General features: G+C 70.7%; 21 protein-coding genes and 2 pseudogenes. 19 read left to right on the forward strand and 4 right to left on the reverse strand.

Features of this window, described 5'->3' with window-relative positions; genetic code table 11:
• Window positions 1–111: 111 nt before the first annotated feature.
• Window positions 112–1,392: an MFS transporter gene (locus tag C3492_RS10535; RefSeq protein ID WP_103811452.1), complete on the forward strand. Its 1,281-nt coding sequence runs from the start codon at window positions 112–114 to the stop codon at window positions 1,390–1,392.
• A 397-nt stretch (window positions 1,393–1,789) separates the two neighbouring features.
• Here the strand turns inward: C3492_RS10535 and C3492_RS10540 are convergent, their stop codons facing one another.
• The gene (locus C3492_RS10540) at window positions 1,790–2,470 is read right to left on the reverse strand and encodes a histone-like nucleoid-structuring protein Lsr2 (protein ID WP_258055602.1); all 681 of its coding nucleotides are present in this window, start codon (window positions 2,468–2,470) and stop codon (window positions 1,790–1,792) included.
• 1,322 nt (window positions 2,471–3,792) lie between these two features.
• Here C3492_RS10540 and C3492_RS10550 point away from each other — a divergent pair.
• A complete protein-coding gene (locus C3492_RS10550) occupies window positions 3,793–4,653 on the forward strand; it encodes a phosphotransferase enzyme family protein (RefSeq protein ID WP_103811454.1) in 861 nt (286 codons plus the stop codon).
• Between the two features lie 419 nt (window positions 4,654–5,072).
• Here the strand turns inward: C3492_RS10550 and C3492_RS10560 are convergent, their stop codons facing one another.
• Window positions 5,073–5,579, reverse strand: coding sequence for a hypothetical protein (locus C3492_RS10560; RefSeq protein ID WP_258055603.1), 507 nt, complete (start codon window positions 5,577–5,579; stop codon window positions 5,073–5,075).
• A 222-nt stretch (window positions 5,580–5,801) separates the two neighbouring features.
• Between C3492_RS10560 and C3492_RS45575 the strand changes: the two genes are divergently transcribed.
• Together C3492_RS45575 and C3492_RS10565 are read left to right on the forward strand one after the other, a co-directional pair.
• Window positions 5,802–5,936 (forward strand): hypothetical protein, encoded by a 135-nt coding sequence (locus C3492_RS45575; protein ID WP_258055604.1) that lies wholly within the window; start codon window positions 5,802–5,804, stop codon window positions 5,934–5,936.
• Window positions 5,937–6,023: 87 nt separating this feature from the next.
• Entirely contained in the window at window positions 6,024–6,392 is a 369-nt protein-coding gene (locus tag C3492_RS10565) for a DUF4440 domain-containing protein (RefSeq protein WP_181140303.1), read from the forward strand.
• A gap of 487 nt (window positions 6,393–6,879) precedes the next feature.
• On the opposite strand, the pseudogene C3492_RS10570 reads toward C3492_RS10565, so the two are convergent.
• Window positions 6,880–7,023 (reverse strand): annotated as a pseudogene (locus tag C3492_RS10570) (IS5/IS1182 family transposase); the annotation flags it as partial.
• Window positions 7,024–7,295: 272 nt separating this feature from the next.
• On the opposite strand from C3492_RS10570, the gene C3492_RS10575 reads away from it, so the two are divergent.
• Entirely contained in the window at window positions 7,296–7,529 is a 234-nt protein-coding gene (locus C3492_RS10575) for a hypothetical protein (protein WP_103811456.1), read from the forward strand.
• Window positions 7,530–7,682: 153 nt separating this feature from the next.
• Window positions 7,683–8,395: pseudogene (locus C3492_RS10580) on the forward strand (alpha/beta hydrolase).
• 586 nt (window positions 8,396–8,981) lie between these two features.
• Here C3492_RS10580 and C3492_RS10585 read toward each other — a convergent pair.
• Window positions 8,982–9,467 (reverse strand): nucleotidyltransferase domain-containing protein, encoded by a 486-nt coding sequence (locus C3492_RS10585; protein ID WP_181140304.1) that lies wholly within the window; start codon window positions 9,465–9,467, stop codon window positions 8,982–8,984.
• 278 nt (window positions 9,468–9,745) lie between these two features.
• Here C3492_RS10585 and C3492_RS10590 point away from each other — a divergent pair, with 278 nt between their 5' ends.
• The 13 genes from C3492_RS10590 to C3492_RS44565 are packed head-to-tail and all read left to right on the forward strand — an operon-like array spanning window position 9,746 to window position 22,076.
• Window positions 9,746–10,411 (forward strand): transaldolase family protein, encoded by a 666-nt coding sequence (locus C3492_RS10590; RefSeq protein ID WP_181140305.1) that lies wholly within the window; start codon window positions 9,746–9,748, stop codon window positions 10,409–10,411.
• The gene (locus C3492_RS10595) at window positions 10,408–11,571 is read left to right on the forward strand and encodes a DegT/DnrJ/EryC1/StrS aminotransferase family protein (RefSeq protein ID WP_181140306.1); all 1,164 of its coding nucleotides are present in this window, start codon (window positions 10,408–10,410) and stop codon (window positions 11,569–11,571) included. Before C3492_RS10590 ends, C3492_RS10595 begins: the two co-directional genes overlap by 4 nt.
• Window positions 11,568–12,332 carry an NTP transferase domain-containing protein gene (locus tag C3492_RS10600; protein WP_103811460.1) on the forward strand — a complete coding sequence of 255 codons (765 nt, stop codon included), beginning with the start codon at window positions 11,568–11,570 and terminating at the stop codon, window positions 12,330–12,332. The genes C3492_RS10595 and C3492_RS10600 overlap by 4 nt, the downstream gene beginning before the upstream one ends.
• Entirely contained in the window at window positions 12,329–13,357 is a 1,029-nt protein-coding gene (locus C3492_RS10605; RefSeq protein WP_103811461.1) for a hypothetical protein, read from the forward strand. Before C3492_RS10600 ends, C3492_RS10605 begins: the two co-directional genes overlap by 4 nt.
• Complete coding sequence (locus tag C3492_RS10610) at window positions 13,342–14,346, forward strand: Gfo/Idh/MocA family protein (RefSeq protein WP_103811462.1); 1,005 nt, start codon at window positions 13,342–13,344, stop codon at window positions 14,344–14,346. Before C3492_RS10605 ends, C3492_RS10610 begins: the two co-directional genes overlap by 16 nt.
• Complete coding sequence (locus tag C3492_RS10615) at window positions 14,343–14,951, forward strand: SIS domain-containing protein (protein WP_103811463.1); 609 nt, start codon at window positions 14,343–14,345, stop codon at window positions 14,949–14,951. The genes C3492_RS10610 and C3492_RS10615 overlap by 4 nt, the downstream gene beginning before the upstream one ends.
• A complete protein-coding gene (locus tag C3492_RS10620) occupies window positions 14,948–15,907 on the forward strand; it encodes an NAD-dependent epimerase/dehydratase family protein (protein WP_103811464.1) in 960 nt (319 codons plus the stop codon). Before C3492_RS10615 ends, C3492_RS10620 begins: the two co-directional genes overlap by 4 nt.
• Complete coding sequence (locus C3492_RS10625; protein WP_103811465.1) at window positions 15,900–17,204, forward strand: UDP binding domain-containing protein; 1,305 nt, start codon at window positions 15,900–15,902, stop codon at window positions 17,202–17,204. Before C3492_RS10620 ends, C3492_RS10625 begins: the two co-directional genes overlap by 8 nt.
• Complete coding sequence (locus C3492_RS10630) at window positions 17,192–17,797, forward strand: HAD-IIIA family hydrolase (protein ID WP_181140307.1); 606 nt, start codon at window positions 17,192–17,194, stop codon at window positions 17,795–17,797. The genes C3492_RS10625 and C3492_RS10630 overlap by 13 nt, the downstream gene beginning before the upstream one ends.
• The gene (locus C3492_RS10635) at window positions 17,797–18,714 is read left to right on the forward strand and encodes an aminoacyl--tRNA ligase-related protein (RefSeq protein ID WP_181140308.1); all 918 of its coding nucleotides are present in this window, start codon (window positions 17,797–17,799) and stop codon (window positions 18,712–18,714) included. Before C3492_RS10630 ends, C3492_RS10635 begins: the two co-directional genes overlap by 1 nt.
• Complete coding sequence (locus C3492_RS10640) at window positions 18,707–20,017, forward strand: glycosyltransferase (RefSeq protein ID WP_103811468.1); 1,311 nt, start codon at window positions 18,707–18,709, stop codon at window positions 20,015–20,017. The genes C3492_RS10635 and C3492_RS10640 overlap by 8 nt, the downstream gene beginning before the upstream one ends.
• Window positions 20,014–21,090: a Gfo/Idh/MocA family protein gene (locus tag C3492_RS10645; protein ID WP_103811469.1), complete on the forward strand. Its 1,077-nt coding sequence runs from the start codon at window positions 20,014–20,016 to the stop codon at window positions 21,088–21,090. Before C3492_RS10640 ends, C3492_RS10645 begins: the two co-directional genes overlap by 4 nt.
• Window positions 21,087–22,076, forward strand: coding sequence for an aldo/keto reductase (locus C3492_RS44565; protein ID WP_181140309.1), 990 nt, complete (start codon window positions 21,087–21,089; stop codon window positions 22,074–22,076). The genes C3492_RS10645 and C3492_RS44565 overlap by 4 nt, the downstream gene beginning before the upstream one ends.
• Window positions 22,077–22,117 lie beyond the last annotated feature (41 nt).

Consider the following 22,117-nt stretch of genomic DNA (forward strand, 5'->3'; position numbering starts at 1 on the left):
CCGCGATGCCGTGTGCCGCGACGTGCTCGGCTACTGCCTCCACCAGTTGGGTCGGGGTGGAGGGTGCTCCGATTCACTACGCTGAGCGCCTTCGCACCTCGGGAGGTTCGGTTGGTACGGCGGAGCGCGCTCGGGCAGGACTTCCGGCGGTTGTGGGGCGCCTACACGGTCAGCGCAGCGGGCAGTGCCGTCGGCATGGGGGCGTTGCCGCTGATCGCGCTGCTGGTGCTGAGATCCTCGGCGTTCGAGGTCTCTGTGCTCGCCGCGCTGTCCGCGGTGGCCAGTGCGGTGATCGCTCTGCCGCTCGGTGTGCGTATCGAGCACCAGTACAAGCGGCCGGTCATGATCACCGCCGATGTGGCCCGCTGTGTGTTGCTGGCGAGCATTCCGGTCGCCATGGCTTTCGACAGGCTCACCTTCACCCAGTTGTGTGTCGTCGGCGTTCTCCAGACGGCAGCGTCTGTCGCGTTCGACGCGGCGAGCGGGGCGCATCTGAAGGCACTGGTCCTGCCCGAGCACCGTCTTCGTGCCAACAGCCTGTTCGAGACGACCAACTGGATCAGCGTCAGCGCCGGCCCGCCGGTGGGCGGGCTTCTGATCGGGGCCCTGGGCGCGGCCGCCACAGTGGTCGTCGACGCCATGTCCTTCCTCGGGTCGGCCCTGGGCATCCGTCGCATCCGGCAGCCCGAACCCGCGCCACCGCAACGCGCGGCCACCTCTCACCTGGGCCGTGACATCGCTGCCGGATGGCAGTACCTCCTGCGGCACCCAGGGCTGCGGCCGTTGTTCTTCAACGCGCTGCTCTTCGGCGGATCCGTCATGATGGCCTCACCGTTGATGGCCGTGCTCATGCTGGATGATCTGGGCCTGGCGCCGTGGCAGTACGGCCTTGCCCTGGGCCTGCCGTGCCTGGGCGGCGTGCTGGGCTCACGACTGACTCCGCTGCTCACCCGGCGATTCGGACAGCGTCGCATTCTGCTGCTGTCCGGTGTTGGGCGCACGCTCTGGACGATCCTGCTGCCACTGACGCCCTCCGGTGCCCTCGGCGTGTGCGTCATCGTGGCCGCCGACTGCGGCCTGCTCTTCTCCGCCGGGGTCTTCAACCCGTCGTTCACCACGTATCGCATGGCGGCCACCCCGGACGCGTTCATGTCTCGCGTCGGCACCTCCTGGTCCGTCGGCTCGAAGGCATGCCAGGCCGCCTTCATGGTCGCCGGTGGCCTCATCGCCGCCGCAGCGGGTGCACGCGGCGCGCTGTTCATCGCCGGCCTGCTGTGCATGGCGAGCGCGCTGCTCCTGCCATGGCGAGAGGAACGGATCTCCACCGGGCATGTTCCAGCGCCCACGACGGAAGTGGTTCCGTCCCCGGCCACGGACAGTCCGTCCGCGTAGCGGTTTCGCCGGACTGCGGAGACGCGACTTCGTCGGGAGGGGGAGATCGGTGCTCGGGGCCACGGTCCGGGGGCCGGTAAGGCCAGGGCGGTGGTCCTGTCCTTGAAAGGGATCAGTCCTGCTGGGCTTCGAACGAGACGGCTACCGCACAGATCGAGCGGGGCCGCCGGTACAAGGAACTCGCCCCGACTGCGGATCAAGCTCCAACTGACCCCTGAGAGGCCCCCTGCAGCGGGCGAGATGCCGCTCGGTCACAGCGAACCCGCCGCGCGAAGGCCCGATATCAAGGCGGGCGTGGGGCACGTTCCTGATACCCCTCCTCGCGCCTTGGCCCACGGCCTGGCCCTCACGTCCTGTGCAGTCGCTGTTCGATGACCGCCAGGCGCCTCCGCTGCGATCAGTGGCTCCTGTGCGCCTGCTCCCAGGCGTGCCGGACTTCGGCGGGAATGCGTCCGCGCATCGGCACGTCGTACCCGTTGGCGCGCGCCCAATCGCGGATTTCGTCGGTGCTGACGGGAGTGGTCTCAGGCGGCAGGGGCGGAGACCATTGGTCAAGGCGCGAGGGCTTGAAGTCGATGCCACCTTGCAAGAGTCCGTCGGGGAACTGCGGGACGGTCGTGGTGCCGCTGAGTACGGCGACCAGGAACTGGGTCAGGCTTCCGTCGAAGGTGTACCAGCGCGGTCCGCGTGCTTCGTTGACGGCGATGATCCAGGCGTCGGGGTCGTCCCTCGGGTCGGTGATCCAGAAGATGCCCTCGCCGTTGTCCGTGGCACCGCAGGGAAGCAGGAGCTCCGGATCGACGGGGGCGGGGTGGATGCCCCGGGCGTAGTCGTCACGTACCTGCGCACGGGTACGGTCTTGGGCCGGCCCGAGCAGGCTGACGTGGACGGAAGTGTGACGTGGGTCGTAGACCCAGAGGAAGTTGGCGAAGCGTCCGGGATCGTAGGCAGTGGTGAGCTGCTTGTAGTCCTCAGGCAAACGCAGTTGGAGGGCGGATTCGACGCTTTCCCAGTTCGCCGGCGGCTGCACAGGGGTGGGCGGTGGGCAAAGCTCGGTAAGGCGTTGGAGGAGGGTCATTCGATTCCGTCCCTGCGTCGGAACAGCTGTGCGGCCTGGTCGGGGTTGGGGAAGTATCGGTCGAGGCGGAAGCCGCGGCCACCGTCCGCTTCCATGTAGGCGTGGCTGGGCACGGAGGTTGCTTCGTTGTCAGCGTACTCAAGGTAGACGCTGTACTGGACGATCTCCCTGGGCGGTCGCTGCTGCCCCGGACGGCGTCCCGGATCCGCAGCTCCAGATCCCTCATTCCAGGGGAGTTGGCGGGCCTTTGGGCAATGGTGAAAAGGGAAGCTGCTCGGCGTCACCCCCCTCATCAGCGACCCGCCGGGCTCGGCGCGAGTCCGCATGAAGGCGGGGCCTTCTGTCCAGTTCGGGGATTGCCGAAGCCCGAACGTCCTGGTCAGGAGGCCCTGTGGTGCAGCCTTTCGGTCCCGTGCTGGTGGCGTCCAACTCGGGTGCACGATCGTGTGATTGCCTCGCGCACCGGTTCGGGAACGCGGGTGACCATCCGGACCGCGAGTGTCGGTATCCCTCGGACATGTCGGACGCGGAGTGGGCGGTCGTGCGGGACGCGATGCCGGTCCCGGCGTGGATGAACGGCTGAGGCGGGCAGTCTCGGGCGCGGGCTCGTCGGCCACCAGGCGCACGGCGAGCACGGGGGCCTGCTGCCACCACTCCTGCTCGTGCAGCCCCTCGGCGGGCGGGGGGCCAGGTGGGCGGCGAGCAGCCGATCGTGCAGCGTCCGTCGACCGCGGCCACCGGGGCCAGCCGGCGGGTGCGCTCGGCCAGGTGTACGCCTGCGTCCGTGCCCGCCGCGACGAGATCGAGCACCGCGCGCTCCAGCCGCGGCCCGCCGTGAGCGGCCGAGTCCTGGGAGTTCACCTGGTCGAGGTCGACGGCGTAGACGAGCGGGCGGGAGGCGGCGAGCAGCCGGCCGTGTGGCCCGAATCGTGCCGATATTCGGATGCGCGGCGGCGGCCATGCGCTCGGCAGCCGCCTTCAGCGACTGGTCGCCGGCGTGCTCGTCCTCGACCGCGTCTGCCAGCAGTTCCTCGACCATGAGGATCCACTCGTGCGTCCGCTCGGTACGCGGGATGACGCGCGCCCACCTCGCGGCCAGGGGCAGTGTCGTCCCCACCGCTGCACCCTCGCCGTGCCGTAGAGACCATTGGGGAATCCGGTTCGCTGAGCCGAGGCAGGATAGCGGGCACATTCGGCGTGCTCGTTGTCGCCGAGAGCGCGAACAGGCGAGCATCGGCTTGTGCCGCGCCACGGTAGTTGGCGCTTGGCCACGATAAGTTGGCATCGTCCTCGCTCATCTGTGCCAGTATTCGAGGGTGGAGATGACCGATGTCACGCGTGCGATCGCGGCTGCGACTTCGGTCGCCGCATCGCTCGGCCTGTCAGCCGATGATGCAATCGTTCTCCACAACTCGAACAAGCTGGCGCTGCGGCTGACGCCATGCGACGTCTTTGCCCGGGTCGCCCCTGTGGGACAAGAGGTTGCACAGTTCGAAGTCGAGCTTGCTCAGAGGCTCACCGAGGTCGGATGCCCGGTGTGTCCCTTGGAGCCTCGGGCGGACCCGCGTGTGCACACGCGCGAGGGCTTCGCAGTGACGCTGTGGACCTACTACGAGCCCGTCACACCCCACACCTCACCAGCCGACTACGCCAAGGCGCTGGCGCAGCTGCACGCCGGCATGCGCAAGGTCGATGTGCCGAGCCCGAGGTTCACGGACCGGATCACGGAGGCGGAAGAAGTCGTCGCCGACCCGGATCGCTCGCCGGAGCTCGCCGACGCGGACCGCGTGTTCCTCAGCAGCAGGCTGGCAAGCCTGCGACGAGCGATCAGTGACCGCGGCGCCGTGGAGCAGCTCCTCCACGGCGAGCCCCATCCAGGCAATGTGCTCAGCACGAAGAACGGCCCGTTGTTCATCGACCTTGAGACGTGCTGCCGTGGACCCGTCGAGTTCGATCTCGCCCATGCTCCCGAGGCGGTCTGCGAGCACTACCCAAGCGTTGACCAAGGACTGCTGGACGAGTGCCGTCAGCTCGTTATCGCGATGGTCGCCGCGTGGCGTTGGGAGCTTGGCGACCAGTTTCCGAGTGGAAGGCGATTCGGAGAGGAGTTCCTGCGCTTGCTGCGCGAGGGTCCTCCTTGGCCGACACTCGACCCAGTGACCAGGCGACTGAACGGTCAGTAGAAACCGCCGGCCCTGTGCACCCCGAGAGTCTTCGGTATCGAGCGCCTCCAACGTGTCTGCAATCTCGATGAGGTCTTCAGTCGCGAGTGCGGGTGGAGTCCACTGGTGTGCGCGTGCGTGGTCGATGAAGGTCTCGTCCAGCGGGACGTGCTAGCGCCTGTCATAGTGAGTGAGCCTTCTTGTGTCACGAGGCTCTCCGGTCCAGGTCAGGGAGGCGGTGACCGCCTCGTCAAAGGCTGCGATTCGCGGACCGTGCCGTCTCGGCATGCTTGACCAGCCGGTGGTCGCCTGCGGGCTGATGGGGAAGGCTCGGGTCAAGTCCTCCGTGTAGACGGCGTCCATGATCGCTTCGATGTGTCGGAGAGGCTGACGGTCCGTGTGGGTGGGGTCGCCGACGACGTAGGCGACCCCCCACACGCTCAGTGGCCGCCGCGCGGCTCGAAACAGCCCGTTTCCAGGAACCGGCCGTTGACCTGGACTTGGTAGTTGGTCGACTGCACGAACGCGGTCACACAGGCATCGTGACGGACGTTGAGGGCGATGGTGCTACCTGGGTTGGTGCCGGGGTCGTGGGCCTGCACGAAGAGCGTTCCGCGCCCCTGCTCACTGTCCGGACCCCCATTTCGGTAGCCGAGCTTGAGCAGCGCCGTGCGCACACTCTCGGCATCCCATGTCTTGGCCGTCCAGAGCCGCTTGAGGACGGGCTCGATGCGGGCAGCCTCCGCGCGGGCGGCCTCCTCACTGGCGGGGGACATCTCTTTGGGGATCTTGAAGCCGTTGTTCTCGTGGTAGTGCGGGGCCCCGTCGTGGGAGTCGGGCTCCACGTTGCCGCGTGCCGGGCCGACGGGCGAGCCGCTGCGTGAAGGGGAGCCGGGGCCGGCCGCCGTCGGTCCTGTGTGCTCCTGGCCGCAGGCGGTCAGGGTCAAGGCAGTGCCCAGGAGAAGGCCCGCAGCAACGTATCTCGGTCTGGGTATCCGCATGAGGAGGACTCTGCCACAGTGCCGATCTGGTCAACGCCCGTCCCGCGAAAGCCGAAGCCAAAGCCGAAGTCGTATGCAAGATCCGACCGCACCACGCAACCTCGCACGCGAGGTGAAGGTGCAAAGTGCAAGACTCGTTCCGCAGGACAGCTGTGCACGGACGGGCCGGTGCCGACGCTCCTGGACCTCGCCCGCGATCGCACCCGCCTGGCGATCGGCCCCGGCGCGTCCTGGCCATCGCTGTCCATCGCCGACGAACGCCGCTGTGTGATTCAGGCGGCGCTCGGCGTACGGTCCAGCTAGGGTCTGTCGCAAAGTGGATCTTGCTCATTGATGGTCACGGCCGAGCGAAGGGTGTTGCCTGGGCTGCTGTGTTCGTAAGATTCCGGCATGGCGGATGATGACCATGAGCAGGCCGTACAGGCGGCCATCGCCGGAGAGATGCGGCTTCTCGATCCTGAGGTGCGAGCTGTCCCAGCCCGGGTTCTGGAGCTCCTGGACCCGGAGTTCACCGAGTTCGGGGCCTCTGGACGCCGATGGGATGTCGAGTCGGTCCTCACGGTGACGAGCGGCGGCTCGGTGTCTGCGGAGTCTCCGGTCAAGGTCAGTGAAATGTCTGGCGTCGTCCTTGCTCCGGGTGTCGTTCATCTGACGTACTTCGCCGACAACCAGGGCCGTCGAGCATGGCGGAGCTCTTTGTGGCGCCTGACGGAGACGGGCTGGCGAATGTACTTCCACCAGGGCACTTTGACCGGTTGACAGGGTCGCCGTGCGCGAGGACGGCGGTCGTCCGACTGACCGGAGCGGCCTCAGGTGACCGCCGCAGGCGGTCTCCTTGCGCAATGTCTACCGCAACACCCTGGCGCAACAGCACCGTGCCCCTCCTGCTCTCCTCCCCAGGCGCTCCAGAGACCGGGCAGCGCGGTCAGGCCGCGCCGACGCGTAACACGACCTCTAGGACGCCTGATGCCTGGGCTGGCCGGTCTCTGCAACTGACGCAGGAGCCCGCTCGGAGCCGGCCGTTACGGGAGAAGGACCCGCTGGACGGGGATCCCGGCAGTGCTCGCCCGCAGCTCCAGCGGCAACACCTCGCCGGTGCGGGTGACGAAGGGCAGGCACAGGTCGGGGCGGCGCGACACCATCTGCCGGCGCGGACCTCGGCGGTCTGGTCGTGGTGGCGTGCTGCGTCGGCAGCCACCGGGGCGGACACCAGGCCTGCCTCGTCCGGCAGTTCCAGGCGTGCGACGCCCTTGTCGGCACGGAGCTTGGCCGGGCGTCGGCGGCGCGGGCCGCGTCCGGAGCGGATGGGCGAGATCCCGCGCACGAGCGGTTCCAGGCTGAGGCTGTCATGCATGTCGGCGGCGGAAATGCCCGGGACAGGGGGACCACGCAGGTACCCGTACGTCGTCGGTGAGGCGCAATCCGGGGACCGTTGTGTGGGCAGAAGGATGAAGAGACAGCCCGGGCCGGCGCGCTGGGCGACGACAACCGTGACACGGCATCGAGGAGGACGACAGCGGCCGCAACCGTCACCGCAGGGGCGATCGCCTGTGCGGCCCACCGTGCGACGCAAGCGTCGCACCGCACTGACCCGGACACCGACATGCCACCAAGGCGCACCGCCCGCACCCCCGGCCCCCGAGCGCAGACAGGAGACCACCCGTGACCGCCATACCCCAGGGCCGCGACTGGACCCGTATGCAGCGCGCCGACTTCGACGACTGCGCCCCGCTCGACCTGGTCGACGCGGCCCAGTGCCGACCCGTCCCCGCCGTGCCCGACGAGTGCGGAACACAACCACTGTTCGGGAAAGGCCAAGACCCCGAGCCCGAGCGTCCCCGCCGCACCCGCACGCCGGCCCCGTCACCCACCGAGAACACCGACACCTTGTTCTGAGCCAGTCTTCGAGTGCAGGCCTGCTGGCTTGGTGCCCTGTTCACTGCCAGGGAGGAGTGGGCGAACCGTCCGGGTCCAGCCCGTACGGCCACCATCTCCGTGTGCTGCCGTGGATGGGCTCGCCAGTGTCGGCGGCCTGACGACAAGTTTGCCATGACCGATCCCACCATCGTTCTCGTCCACGGAGCATTCGCGGACGCCTCTTCGTACGCCCCCGTCACCACCCGGCTGCAAAAGCGCGGGCTCAAGGTCATCGCTCCCGGCGTGCCCGACCGCAGCCTCCGGGGGGACGCCGCGTACGTGGCGTCCGTCGTGCGCGGTGTCGGCGGTCCGGTGGTCCTGGTCGGCCACTCCTACGGCGGTGCCGTGATCACGATGGCCGGGACCGAGGACAACGTGAAGGCCCTGGTGTTGCTTTCCGGGTACGCGCTGGAGGAGGGCGAAAGCCTGGGTGAGCTCCAGGGCGGCTTCCCCGACTCCAAGCTGGGCGCCGCCCTCGTCCACACACCGTCGCCACTGGCGGACTACGACGAGAAGAACCCTGACGTCACCGTGGACGTCGACAAGTTCCCCGAGGTCGTGGCGGCCGACGTGGACCCCGACCTCGCCGCCGTGCCGGCCTCGTCGCAGCGTCGCCGGCGGGTCTGGCGTTCGCCGAGAAGGGGACCGCCGCGGCCTGGAAGACGAACCCCGCGTGGGCGGTTGTCTCCACCTCCGACACCACCATCAATCCCGATGTGCAGCGCTTCGGCTACCGCCGTGCCGGAATCGACTTCGTGGAGATCGACTCCTCGCACATGGTCATGCTCTCTCACCCCGACGAGGTCGTGGACATCTTCCTCCAAGCGGTCGAAGCGACCAAGTGAAACCGAGCGCGACCCGGGCGGCATGACGGCCGAGAGCTCTCTCACCGCGACGTTTTCGTACGAGGGCAGCGGTCGGTCGGCGTACGCCTTGGTGCTCCGGGGCTGGACAGTGGCAGCGGCCGCACAGGCTTTCCGCCCTGGTGGGCGGCCGCCCGGAGACGATGCCGACCCGGCCCCCGTGAAGAGCATCGCCCCGACATTCCCTGCACTCCCCGCACACAGGCCAAGTGCTGCGTAAGCTGGATGTCGCCGTCCCGGTGGTCTCCCCCGTACCACCGGGACGCTGCATTTCCACGCGCCCCGAATCTGCTGCTTGACGGCCCTGGACGAGCTGCGCGCGACGAGCGCGTCACGAGGCTGCCCCGACCACTTCCCACAACCCCTCCGTTGCCTCCGCATCGCCCACTGCCCGGGACCGGCGCGGCGGGTGCAGTGACAGGCAGGAGGGACGCCCCGGCTTCCTCGGCATGGAGCTGAGAACTCGTTCCCCCGAGCTCACCCCGCTGAACGGTCGCCCGGCACCGGGCTGTCTCCGGTGGCCCTCCGGCGAAGCCGCCGATCGTTCACCGGGTCGGCCGGACAGGTGTCAATCCTGCCTCCGGCCGCTCAGCCCCTGCAGCTGCGCGATGTCGTGGCGGTCGACGTCCCGGAGGGTGTAACCGCAGCGGAAGGCGAGTTGCTGCGAGACCGAAAGACACGGGATCGAGCGGCCCTGGAACGTGCCCGTGACGAATGCGTCGGGCGGGTACACGAAGAAGCCGCCCTGGAGGTCGGCCTGCCGGCCCACCCCCTCGTCGTCGAAGACGACCGGGTGCAGATCCGCCCAGCGCCGCCCGGGAGCCGCGAGTTCCACGCGCGCGGGTCGCTGGTCCGTCTCGATGCAGTACCCGAGCGCTTCCAGTGCCCGCAGTGCCTCCGTCTCCTTCGCCGCGTCCAGGGCCAGGTCGACGTCCCGGTGCTCGCGCGTCTGCCGTCCCACGAGGACGTCCACCCCCCATCCGCCGGCGACCCAGCAGGGTGTCTCGGCCGACTGCAAGGCGTCCAGTACGTCGAAGAGGTCTGTGATGTTCATCGGCACAACCCAACCAAGGGCGTTGCGCGCCGCGCAAGTTATTTGCATATCACTGCAAGAGCTCGATCCTCTTGATCAAAATGCGCTGGATCATGATCCGGTGACAGGTCGATACATGTCGAGGCCGATCGCGGCTTATCGATGGTTATTTGTCAGATAATGACCTGTTTATCTCCCCTCCATGCACGCATTCGCGAGCTCCCGCCTGCACGACCTCTTGTAGTTGCATAGCACTGTCGATAAATTGCGCAACGAGCAAGCTAAATCGACTGATCAAGGTGGATCAATTGCTGTTCCTGGACTCGGCAAGAGATGAGGACTGCACCGATTGGCTGCAAACCGGGGTCGTCCACGGAGTGACCACCAACTCGACCATCCTGGCCAGAGCCGGCGCCACGTCGGTGTCCACGGCCATCAAGGGCATCCTGGGACACGCACCGGCCGAAGTGCACGCTCAAGTCCTTTCGGAACAGGACGAGGTGGCGTTCCGACAGGCCATTGAGCTGGCCGCTCTCGATCCACGGGTCCGGGTGAAGATCCCCTTCGTGACGTCGGAAGGACGGCGCCGAGCCGCGCTGATCCGACGCGTGCGGGAGGCCGGGGTCAGCGTGAACGTCACCGTCTGCACCTCGCTCGCCGAACTGTACGCCGCGCTGTCACTCGCCCCCGACTACCTGAGCGTCCTGTGGTGCCGTACACGTGACGCCGGAGAGGACCCCGCCCAAGTCGTCCGGGCCGTCGCCGCACGCCGCGCCGTCACGGGCGTCGGAACCAGGCTGATCGTCGGGAGCATCCGCGAGCCCGGTGACGTCACCGCGGCCCTCGGTGGCCCCTGCGACGTCGTGACGGTACCGCCGGCCGTACTGGGGAAATGGCTCGACAGTCCGCCCAGCGTGGTGATGGCCCGTCAGTTCGCGACGGACGCCGAGGGGCTGGTCGCATGACCGATCCGCTGTTACGCGTGCCGTTCGCGGCACCGCTGCTCGGTGAGGAGGAGGTCACCGCCGTCACCGAGGTGCTGCGCTCCGGCTGGATCGGAACCGGCGCTGTCGCGCGGGACACCGAACGGCTGCTCACCCGGTACCTGAACGTGGAGCACGCCCTTCTGCTCAACTCCGGTACGGCGGCCCTGCATCTGGCGCTCCTGACGCTCGGAGTGGGCCCGGGTCACGAGGTGATCGTGCCCACGGTGACCTTCACGGCGTCCGCGGCCACCGTGGTGCACGCGGGTGCCACCCCCGTGCTGGTCGACGTCGAGCCGCACCGGCTCACCGTCGACGTGGAGCAGGTACGGCGGCACATCACCGCACGCACCCGCGCGGTGATGGCCGTTCACTTCGCCGGCCGCATGGCCGACGTCCGAGCCCTGCGCGCGCTGTGCGACGAACACGGTCTGGCCCTGATCGAAGACTCCGCCCACGCCCTGCCGGCCGAGCGCGACGGGGCGACGCCCGGCCGGCTCGCCGACGCGGCGGCGTTCTCCTTCTTCGTCACCAAACCGCTGACCAGCGCCGAAGGCGGGCTGCTGGTCTGCCATCGGGCGGACCTGGCGGCCGAGGCCCGGGTGCTCAGCGCCCACGGCATCGACCGCGACGCGTTCGCACGGCACCACGGCGGGCGGGCGCCCCATTACGACGTCGTCGCAGCCGGCATGAAGTACAACATGCCGGACGTCACCGCGGCGATCCTGCGCTGCCAGCTGGAGCGCTCCGACGCGCTGCGGGAGCGCCGGCGTGCGATCGCCGAACGCTATGCGAAGGGCCTCGCCCCGACCCGGCTGCTGCTCCCGCCCGCCGACACAACGGACGACGCCTCCTCGTGGTACCTCTACGTCGTCCAGGTGCCCCGGGGCGTCGACCGCGACCACCTGGCCGACCGGCTGCGCGCACGCGGCATCGGGACCAGCGTCCACTTCAGGCCACTGCACCAGTTCAGCTACTACCGCGATCAACTGCCTTCCGCCGCCGCCGCGTTCCCCGTCGCCGACGGGAGCTACCCGAGACTGCTGTCGCTCCCGATCTTCCCGGCGATGTCGGACGAGGACGTCCAAGCCGTCATCGACGCCCTGTCCGACGAACTCCGGCAGGCGGTGGGCCGGTCATGAGCCAGCTGGTCGTTCTGTGCGGTGGCATCGGCACCCGGATGGCCTCGGTGACCGGGGCCGGGCAGAAGTGCACGGTGCCGGTGGCGGGGCGTCCCTTCCTCGGCCACGTCCTGGACCGGGCCGCGCGCCCGCCCGTCGACCACGTCCTTCTCCTCGCCGGACACGCCGCCGGACAGGTCAGGGACTTCGCCCGTGCGTGGCGACCGCCCCTCCCCTGCCCCGGAGCCGGCGGGAGCCCCGCACCACCTCGCGTGGACGTCCTGGTGGAAGCCGCGCCTGCCGGCCCCGTCGGCGCGCTCCGCGAGGCCATGCCCCACCTCGACGAGGAGTTCCTGCTCGTCCTGGGCGACGTGCTGCCACCGGACCGGGCGGATCTGTATGAGGTCCTCACCCGCACCCTGCACCGGACGCGGGCCCGAGCCGTCATGGCGGTGGCCCCCGAATCGCGCTCCCGCGACCAGGGCAACGTCAGCATCGCCGGCCCGTGGATCACGCGCTACGCCAAGGGGCCCGCCCTGCCGTACATCGACCGCGGCGTCCGGTTCCTGCGCCGCAGCGCGCTGCGGTCCGAGGCCGGAGACAGCGACGTTCCCTTCTTCGGTGCCCTCGCTGCCGGACGCCGGCTGACCCACTGGATCTGCGACGAGCCCATCATCGAGGTCGGCACCCCGGACCGCTGGCGACACGCCTGCGCCGCCCTCACCGGACCGCCCCCCGGGCCGTCCTCCGCCCACTCCCGAGCCGAGGGACGATCCTGGTGACCACGGTTCTCAGCCGCGCGCCGATGCGCATCAGCATCGCAGGCGGAGGCACCGACCTGCCCGAGTACTACCGGCACGGCCCCACCACCGTCGTGGCCGCCGCCGTGACCCACCGCGTTCACGTCTGCGTCGCCGACCGGCCGGCCCGTGCCCTCGCCGTGCTCAACGCCCAAGGCGCCGACTGGCACCACCTGTCACCGCCGAACCGGTCGGCACACCACCCCTACCCCGCCGCCGCTGCCGCCGTCCTGGGGCTGACGAGCCTGCCGAGCATCGCCGTGGGCTCGCCCGTGCCGCCCGGTTCGGGCCTCGGCGGTTCCGGCGCCTACTGCGTGGCCCTCGTCGACGCGCTGGCACGCTGGAGCGGCCGGCCCCTGGACCCGGACCAGGTCGCCGCACTCGCGTTCCGGCTCGAACGCGAGGTCCTGGGACGCACGGTCGGTCAGCAGGACGCCTGGGCCGCCGCACTGGGCGGCACCCCCCGCATCCACCTCGCACCCGACGGGTCCGTCACCGCCACCCACAGCCCCGACCTGTTCACCGCGCTGACCCGGCTCATCGACACCGGCCTCATGCTCTACCGCATCCCCGGCACCCGCGACGCCTCCCGGGTGCTGGCCGCGGCCCCGGAGGTCACACCCGCCCGCCACCGCCGGGCGGTGGCCGCCGCAGCCCTCACCGAGCAGGCATTCCTCAGCGGGGACATCACCGAGGTCGGCGCCACCCTGCGCGCACACTGGGCCCGCAAGGTCGCCGCCAACCCCGCGGCCGACCACCCCGTGTGCCGCCGGCTCACCCAGGCCACCCGAGCCGACGGAATCTCCGGTTTCAAACTGATCGGCGCCGGCGGCGGGGGACACCTGCTCATCGCGGCCGACCCCGCGCGCACCGACCGCGCACGAGCCTTCCTGGAGTCCCTGGCCCTCACCCGCGTCCCGTTGCGCGTCTCACGGAAGGGCCTGGACGGCACGGTGCTGACGGAAGAGGCGAGCCGAGCCGAGGGGGACCCATGCGCGTCGGCGTGATGGGGGCCGGCCTGCAGTGCGGGCGGCGCATCCGGGCACTGGACCCGCAGGACGAACTGATCGGCGTCGCGGCACCCGACCTTGACCAGGCCCGCGCGCAGGCGCAGCCCTTCGGAGCGCGGGCCTTCGGCCACTGGGACCAGCTTCTCGCGCAGCCAGGGCTGGACGCGGTCATCGTCGCCACACCGCCCGACACGCACCTCGCCGCGACCGTCGCGGCGCTCGGCGCCGGCAAACACGTCCTGTGCGAGAAGCCCCTGGCCCGCGACAGCGCGGAGGCCGCGCGGATGGAGGCTGCGGCCCGTGCCCACGGGAAGGTGCTGCACTGCGGATTCAACCACCGCTTCCATCCCGCCGTCCGCGCCCTCGCCCGCATCGTCACCGACGGCGCCTACGGCGCGCCCCTGTCCGCCCTCGGCGTGTACGGGTACGGCATCCGCGACGGCTACGCCGACGAGTGGCGCGCCGACCCGGCCGTCGTGTCGGGCGGGCAGCTGATGGAGCAGGGCATCCACCTGCTCGACCTGGTCGACGCCCTGCTGTGGCGGGTCGACGACGTCATCGCCCACACCCAGCACTCCTTCGGTCTGCCTCCCGGCATCGAGGACGACGCCCACCTGCTGCTGCGATCCGCCACCGGGCAGGTGGCGATGGTCCGCAGCAGCCTGAGCCAGTGGCACAACCGCTTCCTGTTCGAGGTCACCTTCGAGCGGGCCACCGTCCGGATCGACGGACTCACCGGTTCCTACGGCGAGCAGACCCTGACGGTGGAACGGCGCGCTGAAGGACCCTTCGGCGCGCACATCACACGCTTCCGCGGCGCCGACCGATCCTGGACCGCGGAGTGGGCCCACTTCCGGGAGCTGGTCGCTCACCGCCCCGCGCCGCCTCCCGATCCGGCCGGCCGGCGTGCCCTCGCCCTCGTCGAGGCCGCCTACCGCTCCACCGCAACAGGTTGCTGGACCCCCGTCACCGAGGAGATCCCATGAACCTGACCAGCATCGCCGCTCTGCGTGACGCGGCCGCCGCCGTCACGGCGGGTCTCGACACGACGGCGCTCGCCGCCGCCGCCCGGGTGCTGGCCGAGTGCCGTGCCACGCGCGGCGTCGTCCTGGCCGCCGGACTCGGCGGCTCCAGCTCGACCGCATCCCACTTCGCAGCCGACCTGACGAAGTTCACCCGCTCCCCGCACCAACCGCATCTGCGCGCCGTCGCCCTGCTGGACAACATCGCCTGCCACACCGCCTGGACCAACGACGACGACCCGGGCCTGGCCCTGGCTCACCTGGCCGAACCCTGGCTGCCGAGTCACCCCGGCGCCCGCGACGCCGTGGTGCTCTTCTCGGTGCACGGCGGCGCCCGTGACGGCAGCGTCTCGCGCGGCCTGGTCGAACTGGCCGGCCACGCCCGCAAGCAGGGTGCCGCGGTGATCGCCGTGACCGGCTTCGACGGCGGAGCCACCGCCGACCTCGCCGACGTGCACATCAACGTCGCTCTGGACCACGAGCCGCTCGCCACCCCGGGCATCGAATCCGTTCACCTGCTCGTGGCTCACGCCCTGTGCCTCGCCCTCACCGACGGAGGAAGCCGATGACCCGACCCCGCACCCTGGTGACCGGCGGTGCCGGCTTCATCGGCAGTCACGTCGTGGACCACCTCGTGGCCACCGGCAACGCGCCCGTCGTCGTGGTGGACGACTTCTCCAACACCACACGCCGCTGGATCGAACTCCATGAGCGCAGCGGTGCCGCCGTCGTCCACGCGCTGGACGTCCTGGAGACCGACCGGCTGGCCCGGACCATGGCGGACGGCGTGGACCGGGTCATCCATCTCGCCGCCAGCGTCGACATGCGCGTCGGGCTGGAGGACAACTGGGTGGACGTGGAGCAGTCCGTCCTCGGGACCCGTTCGGTCCTGGAGGCCATGCGCCGGGCCGACGTCCGGCACATCGTCTTCTCGTCGTCCTCCACCGTCTACGGCGAACCCGAGCACCGTCCCACGGCCGAGCACCACGGGCCCATGCTGCCGATATCCGTCTACGGCGCGGCGAAGCTGGGCGCCGAGGCGCTGATCTCCGCCTACTGCCACCTGTACGGCTTCCGCGCCGCCATCTTCCGCTTCGGCAACGTGGTGGGCGGACGTATGAACCACGGTGTCATCCACGACTTCCTCCACAAACTGCGCGAGGACCCGACGTGCCTGCACGTCCTGGGCGACGGACGCCAGCGCAAGAACTACTTCCTCGCGGAGGACTGCGCCCGAGGCATCGTCGACCTGTCGGACGCGGCCAAGACGGGTGTGCTGGTCGTCAACCTCGGCTCCGCCGAGACCGTCACCGTCACCCGCATCGCCGAGATCGTGCTGGAGGAACTGGGTCTGGACGCCGAGATCGTCTACGGCGGAGGCGAACGGGGCTGGCCCGGCGACGTGCCCGTCGTCGAGTTCGATCTGTCCCGGGCCCACGCCCTGGGCTGGCACAGCTCGCGCGATTCCGACCAGGCCATCCGCGAGGCGGTACGGCGGCAGCTGAGGGAAACGGCGCATGTCTGACGTCCTCCTGGCCGGCGACTGGCACCTGGCGTCGGTCGCCGCGGCCGGGCTCACCCGACTCGGCTACACCGTCCACGTGCGGCCGGACGCCCTCGGCACACCGGACCACGACGCCTTCGAGGCCCTCGCCCGCGGCGACCGCTGCGGCGCGGAACCCGGGGTCGCGGAGCTCCTCGCCGCCGCCCGCGAGCGGGGCACCCTGCGACCGGTGCTCGACGACGCACAGGCCGCCCGGATCCTGCACCGCGCCGAGTTGAGCCTGGTGGCGTACGACACCGCGACCGCCGCCGACGGCAGCGTCACCGACAGCCGGCCCGCGACCATGCTGCGAGACCTGCTCGCACGTCCCCACCGCACCGGCCCCGTGGTCGCCGCCAGCCAGCTCCGCGCCGGTACGTGCGACGCCGCCCTCGCCGACGCCGGACTGCCCGCCGACAGCCCCGACCTGGTCCACCTCCCGGAGAACCTGCGCCTGGGCCGGGCGGTGACCGACTTCATGCACCCCGCACGCACTGTCGTGGGCTGCAACGCTCCGGATCTGCCGAAGGCCGTGCGCGCTCTGCTGGACCTGCTCGACTCCGGCCGTGAACTGCAAATGCGGCTGGTCGAGGCGGAGCTGGTCAAGCACGGCACCAACGCCTACCTGGCCCTGTGCATCACGCTCGCCAACGACCTGGGAACCATCGCCGGCCGCCTCGGTGCCGACCCGGTGACCGTTCTCGACGGTGTCCGCGCCGACCAGCGCGTCGCCGACCGGGCCCCGCTGCGTCCGGGCGAACCCTTCGCGGGCGCCACCTTGCACCGAGACGTGCGTGCTCTGGTGGAACACGGTGAACCCATCGGCCGGGACGGCCTGTTCCGTGCGCTGGTGAACGCCAACGCCGTCCACGCCCTGGCCCCGCTGGCCGCACTGGACAGGATCCTCGACGGCGTGGCCGGACGCACGGTCTGCCTGCTCGGCCTGACCTACAAACCTGGAGTGTCCACCCTGCGCGGCTCCCCCGCGCTGCGCCTGGCCCGCGAACTGGACGCGCAGGGTGCCACCGTGACCGCCTACGACCCGGTCGCCGAGACCGCGGACCTCCGGCAGGTGCACCGGTACACCACCTTCACCGAGGCCGCAGCCGGCGCCCACTGCGTGGTGCTGACGGTGGAACATCCGGCCTTCACCGACCCGGCGCTCTTCGCCGGCGTGCTTCCGCGGCACACGGTGCTGCTGCGGTTGACGGGTGCGGAGCGATGCAGCCGCGTGCCGACCCCGGCGGGATGGAAGTCGGTGACCCCGTGGAACACCTGACCGAGCCCGCGGGGAGCCGTGGATGGGGCGTGTTCTTCGACCGGGACGGCACGCTCAACGCCCATGTCCGGCGTGGCGGCCGGCGGACCTCCGCGCGCCACGAGCAGGAGTGGACCGCCCTGCCGGGCGTGCAGGAGTGCTTCGGTCGGCTGCGCGCGGCCGACGCCCTGATCGGCGTCGTCACCAACCAGCCCGACCTGTCCCGGGGACTGCTCGACCCCGCCACGCTCGACCGGCTGCACCGCCGGCTCGGTCGGCTGGACGGCGTCTGGGTGTGCCCGCACACGGCACGGCAGCGCTGCCGGTGCCGCAAGCCCTCCAGCGTGCTGCTGCGCCGGGCCGCGGCCCGCCTGTCGGTCGACCTCGCCGGCAGCTACTTCGTCGGCGACCGGCCCACCGACGCGCAGGCGGCGCTGAACGCCGGATGCACCGCTGTACTGCTCACCCCCCGTGTCCCGGCGCGGCCCAGCCTGATCGCCGGACTGCACTACGCCCCGGACCTCTGGGAGGCCGCCTCGACCGTGCTGCACCTTCGCCGCACCGGTGCCGCCCGGCGCGAGAACGGACCCGCCTCACACAAGGAGACAGTCTGATGAAGCTCGGCACCATCCTCGACCAGTCCGAGTTCGGTGACCTGCACGGCGGCGACGTCGTCGCCGAGGCCCTCGACCGCAAGTGGATCGAGGACTTCGCGGAGGGCCAGTACGTCTACCGCGCCCCGTGGGTGCGCCTGCTGCGCCGTCTGCAGAGCGAGATACTCCAGCGCGCCTACGACAACGGCTTCGAGGAGTGGCTCTTCCCGCGCCTGATCCCCCGTGAGGCCCTGGACAACTTCCGGTTGAGCCAGTACGCGCCCGAACTCCTCGTTCCGGCCGGGCCCGGCGGCGACCAGATCCTCGACCCCGTCCAGTGCATCAGCCTCTACCACCTGATGCGCGGACGCCGGCTGTCCGCTCAGGAGCTGCCGCTGCGCATCGTGGAGACCCTCGGGGGCTGGACCTGGCGCAACGAGTACAGCGCCGACCTGGACGGACCCATCAAGGCCCGCGAGTTCCTCCGCGTCGAGCACGTCTTCTTCGGCACGCGCGAGCAGGTGCGCGCCACCCGTGGTCAGGTCCGCCGCACCCTGACAGACCTGCTCACCGGCTGGGGTCTGAGCTGGCAGGTGGTCGCGGCCGAGGGCTGCATGGAGATCCCGTCCCTCGTCCAGGCGCAGGACGACGCCCGGACAGCCGACGAGGTACCGGTCCAGGACATCGAGGTCCCGCTCAGCAGCCGCCGTCCCGACCGTGCCCGGCCGGGCTGGGCCGATCACTTCGACGACCGGTTCGACCTGCGGGAGATCTCGGGCTGCTCGGCCGAGGGCACCCACCAGACCGAGAGCTTCCGCATCACCGCCGAGGGCGAGGAACTGTGGAGTGGATGCTGCGGCATCGGCATGAACCGGCTCGTGGTGGCCTTCCTGTACCGGCACGGCTTCGACGCGGCCCTCAAGGAGCTCGATGCCTGACCACCGCCTGGCCGTCCTTCTCCTCACCAACGAGGGTTTCCGGCAGGTCGACGGCGGGGTGGCCCGGTACGTGCACAACATCCTCGACGCCCGTGACGACGCCGCCGGGCTCGCCGGTGAGCGCGACGTCCACGTGGAGTGGCACGTCGCCGAACGCGCCGACTGCGCGGGCCTGGACGAGCGGCAGTTCGCCCAGGCCCTCGACCGGTACGTCCGCCCTGGTGCCGTGCGCTACCACCCCCTGGCCGACCCGCGGGCGCACAGCTGGGAGGTCGACCACTTCGAGCACTGCGTCGCCCTGGGCGCGGCCGCCGGTCAGGCAGCGCTCACCGTCGGCCGGGAGGCGGACTCCATCCTCGTCGTTTCCGGGATGAGCATGTTCGCCATGGCCGCACGCTTCGTCGTACGGGCGGCCGACCAGTTCGGCATGCGGGCGAGCTACGTGCACATGACGCACAACCCGGTCCTGCGGCCCGACGGTGACGCCGAACTGCCCGAGACCTACGCCGACTCGGTGATGGGACACCTGGCCCGCTCGGACCCCCGGGTGTCCATCGGCTGGGAGTCGTACTGGATGCGCCGCCAGTACCAGCAGGTGTACGGCATACCCGACGACAAGACCCTCTTCGCCCGCGCCGGCGTGCCAACGGACGCCGCCAAGTTCGCGCCGGGCGGCGCGGACCCCGCGCTGCTGCGCCGGCTCGGCATCCCTACCGACCGCGACCTGGTGATCAGCTGGGGCCGCGGGGTGGCCGAGAAGGGGTTCCACCGGCTCGTCGACGCCGCCCGCCTGACCGGGCACCGGCTGGTCCCGGTGATTCTCAACCCTCGTCCCTACCCGGACCTCCAGGAGCACGTGCGGCGCACCGGATCGCCGGCCGTGCTCCTGCACGGCCAGGACGACCATGTCCTGACGGCCCTGTGCCAGTGGCCGAGAACGCTGTGCGCGGCGTTCCTGTCCGAGCGCGAAGCGGCCTCCGTCACACCCGTGGAGGCCGCGCTGATGAACAACGGCGAGGGCCTGGTCGTCGCCGTGCTGCCCACCGGGGTCTATCCGGAGCTCGTCCAGCACGGCGTCACCGGCCTCGTCGCCACCGGCCGCGACACCGCCGACGCCGCCGCGATGCTGACGGCTGTCACGGAACTGAGTGCGGCGCAGAGGGCGGCGCTCAGCCGCGCGGCGTGGCAGCGGGCCCGGCGGGAGCACGACTTCCGCACCAACTGGCTGCGCTCCTTCCGGTCCATGCTCGACCGGCATCTGTCGGTGATCGGTCATCCGACCCAGAAGGAGGACACCGTATGAGGAGCGGGACACCGACGTGCCTCGTCGTCGGCGCGGGACCGCGAGGCTCCATGCTGGCGCGGGCCCTGCGAGGCCATCCCGACGTGGGCCTGGCAGGGGTGTGCGATCCGTCGCCCGTGGCGGTGTCCGCCTTCCTCAGGGAGTTCCCCGGGGTTCCCGCGTACGCCACGCTCACGGAGGCGCTCGAAGCGGTGGCGGCGGACTTCGCCGTGATCGCGACGCCTCCGCGGTGCCACGCGCGGGACGCCGTCACGGCCTTGAACCACGGTCTGCCCGTCCTCGTGGAATGCCCCATGGTCGAGACCCGCGAGCAGGCGGAGGCCGTCGCCGAAGCCGCCGCCCGGACCGGGCTGCCGGCGGCCATGGCCGAGTCGTTCTGCTACCTGCCCGCCGTGCAGTCGATCAGACGACTCATCGACGACAACGCGGATCCGGACGCCGTACCCGTCACCGTCCTGGGCGGCGAAGGCCACTACCTGGAGATGGACACGGGCCTCGCCCCGGGCGGCTGGCGCGACACCTACGCCATGGCCCGCTACATCACCCACGGCCTGGGCCCGCTGCTGTACGCCACCGGGCAGTACGCCCGGCGCGTCGTGGCCCTCGACCCGCTCGGCCGGGTGAGCCGGGCCCAGGGTGCGCTGATGCCCAGCGCGCTGGTGGAGACCAACCACGGCGCGGTCTTCTTCACCGCCAACAGCGGCCTGGCCCCCCGACCCCTGACCCGCTGGACGGTGGTCGCCGAGGAATGGGCCGTGGAGAGCGACCCCGAGGGGACCTGGGACGGACCGCTGCGCGTCTTCGACAGCGCACCCGCCGACGGCGAACGAGGAGGGTGGCGCAGCCGGCCCGTCGACCCGGCCGCGATGTACGGCGACCTGTGGGGCCTGGGCTTCGAGCCGGAACGGCTCATGCTGCGCCGCTTCGTCGAAGAACTGGCGAACCGCCCGCCCGACATCGGTCTGGAACTCTCGCTCAACATCTCCCTCGCAGGTGTCGCTGCCGAGCGGTCGGGACATGGGCGAGGCGTCCCCGTCGACGTCGCGCCCGTCGTACGGGCGGTGACACCGTGACTTCCCCGGAGCGGCAGGCCAGGGTGCGTCCGGTGCCCGCGCAGGCACGGCCGCCCGCTCTCGACCTGGGCCGGCTCGGACTGGGCGCCTGGCTCTTCGGCTGGGAGACCCCGGCCGAAGAGGCCAGGACCCTCATGAAGCGGGCGCTCGACCACGGCATCACCTACTTCGACACCGCGAACAACTACGGGTCCGGTGAGTCCGAACGCGTCGTCGGGGCGTTTCTGAAGCCCGTCCGCGACGAGGTCCTGATCGGTACCAAGGTGTTCGCACCGTTCGGTCCGGACGAGCGGGATCGCGGGCTGTCCGCCCCAGCCGTGCTCCGGGCCGTCGACGGCTGCCTGCGACGGCTCGGTACCGACTACATCGACCTGCTCCACCTGCACCGGCCCGACCCGTCCGTCCCCGAGGCGGAGACCGCGTCGGCGCTCGGCACGCTCGTCCGGGCGGGCAAGGTCCGGTACATCGCCACCAGCACGTTCCGCGGTCCCCAGATCGACCGGCTGCAACGCGCCCTGCGCGCCCAGACACTGCCACCCGCGGTCCTGGATCAAGCGCCCTACAGCCTGCTGGAACGCGAGGTGGAGGTGGCGGCGGCGGATTCCGTACGCGCCTGGGGGATGGGCCTGGCCGCGTGGAGCCCCCTCGGGGAGGGCCTGCTGACCGGCAAGTACGCCGATCCGGCCGTGTCGGGGCGTCTTCGGCGCTGGGGCACCGAACATGAACGGCGTCTGCGCGCCGGAGCCCAGGCGGCGTCCCGGCTTGGCGCCGTGGCGGCGTCCCACGGCCTGACGCTGCCGCAGCTGGCGCTCGGCTGGCTGGCAGCACGGCCCCTGGTGTCGACGATCCTGATCGGCGCCCGGACCGTCGGCCAGCTCGACACGTACCTCGACGGCGTCGGCACGGCCCTGCCGACCGGAGTCGGCGACCAGATCGACCGGATCGTCCCGCCTGGCACCAGCATCCTGCGGCACTACAGCACATGATCCCCGCCCGCGCCTGTCCCGCCCGGGCGGAGGCAACGGCA

It is taken from the genome of Streptomyces sp. Ru62 (genome assembly GCF_002920615.1).
Classification (GTDB): domain Bacteria; phylum Actinomycetota; class Actinomycetes; order Streptomycetales; family Streptomycetaceae; genus Streptomyces.

What these genes read in the sequence shown, in the direction of transcription:
- C3492_RS10540 (WP_258055602.1), bottom strand. Translation starts at nt 2,470, where the DNA reads ATGACCCTCCTCCAACGCCTTACCGAGCTTTGCCCACCGCCCACCCCT.
- C3492_RS10550 (WP_103811454.1), top strand. Translation starts at nt 3,793, where the DNA reads ATGACCGATGTCACGCGTGCGATCGCGGCTGCGACTTCGGTCGCCGCA.
- C3492_RS10565 (WP_181140303.1), top strand. Translation starts at nt 6,024, where the DNA reads ATGGCGGATGATGACCATGAGCAGGCCGTACAGGCGGCCATCGCCGGA.
- C3492_RS10585 (WP_181140304.1), bottom strand. Translation starts at nt 9,467, where the DNA reads ATGAACATCACAGACCTCTTCGACGTACTGGACGCCTTGCAGTCGGCC.
- C3492_RS10595 (WP_181140306.1), top strand. Translation starts at nt 10,408, where the DNA reads ATGACCGATCCGCTGTTACGCGTGCCGTTCGCGGCACCGCTGCTCGGT.
- C3492_RS10600 (WP_103811460.1), top strand. Translation starts at nt 11,568, where the DNA reads ATGAGCCAGCTGGTCGTTCTGTGCGGTGGCATCGGCACCCGGATGGCC.
- C3492_RS10610 (WP_103811462.1), top strand. Translation starts at nt 13,342, where the DNA reads ATGCGCGTCGGCGTGATGGGGGCCGGCCTGCAGTGCGGGCGGCGCATC.
- C3492_RS10615 (WP_103811463.1), top strand. Translation starts at nt 14,343, where the DNA reads ATGAACCTGACCAGCATCGCCGCTCTGCGTGACGCGGCCGCCGCCGTC.
- C3492_RS10620 (WP_103811464.1), top strand. Translation starts at nt 14,948, where the DNA reads ATGACCCGACCCCGCACCCTGGTGACCGGCGGTGCCGGCTTCATCGGC.
- C3492_RS10625 (WP_103811465.1), top strand. Translation starts at nt 15,900, where the DNA reads ATGTCTGACGTCCTCCTGGCCGGCGACTGGCACCTGGCGTCGGTCGCC.
- C3492_RS10635 (WP_181140308.1), top strand. Translation starts at nt 17,797, where the DNA reads ATGAAGCTCGGCACCATCCTCGACCAGTCCGAGTTCGGTGACCTGCAC.
- C3492_RS10640 (WP_103811468.1), top strand. Translation starts at nt 18,707, where the DNA reads ATGCCTGACCACCGCCTGGCCGTCCTTCTCCTCACCAACGAGGGTTTC.
- C3492_RS10645 (WP_103811469.1), top strand. Translation starts at nt 20,014, where the DNA reads ATGAGGAGCGGGACACCGACGTGCCTCGTCGTCGGCGCGGGACCGCGA.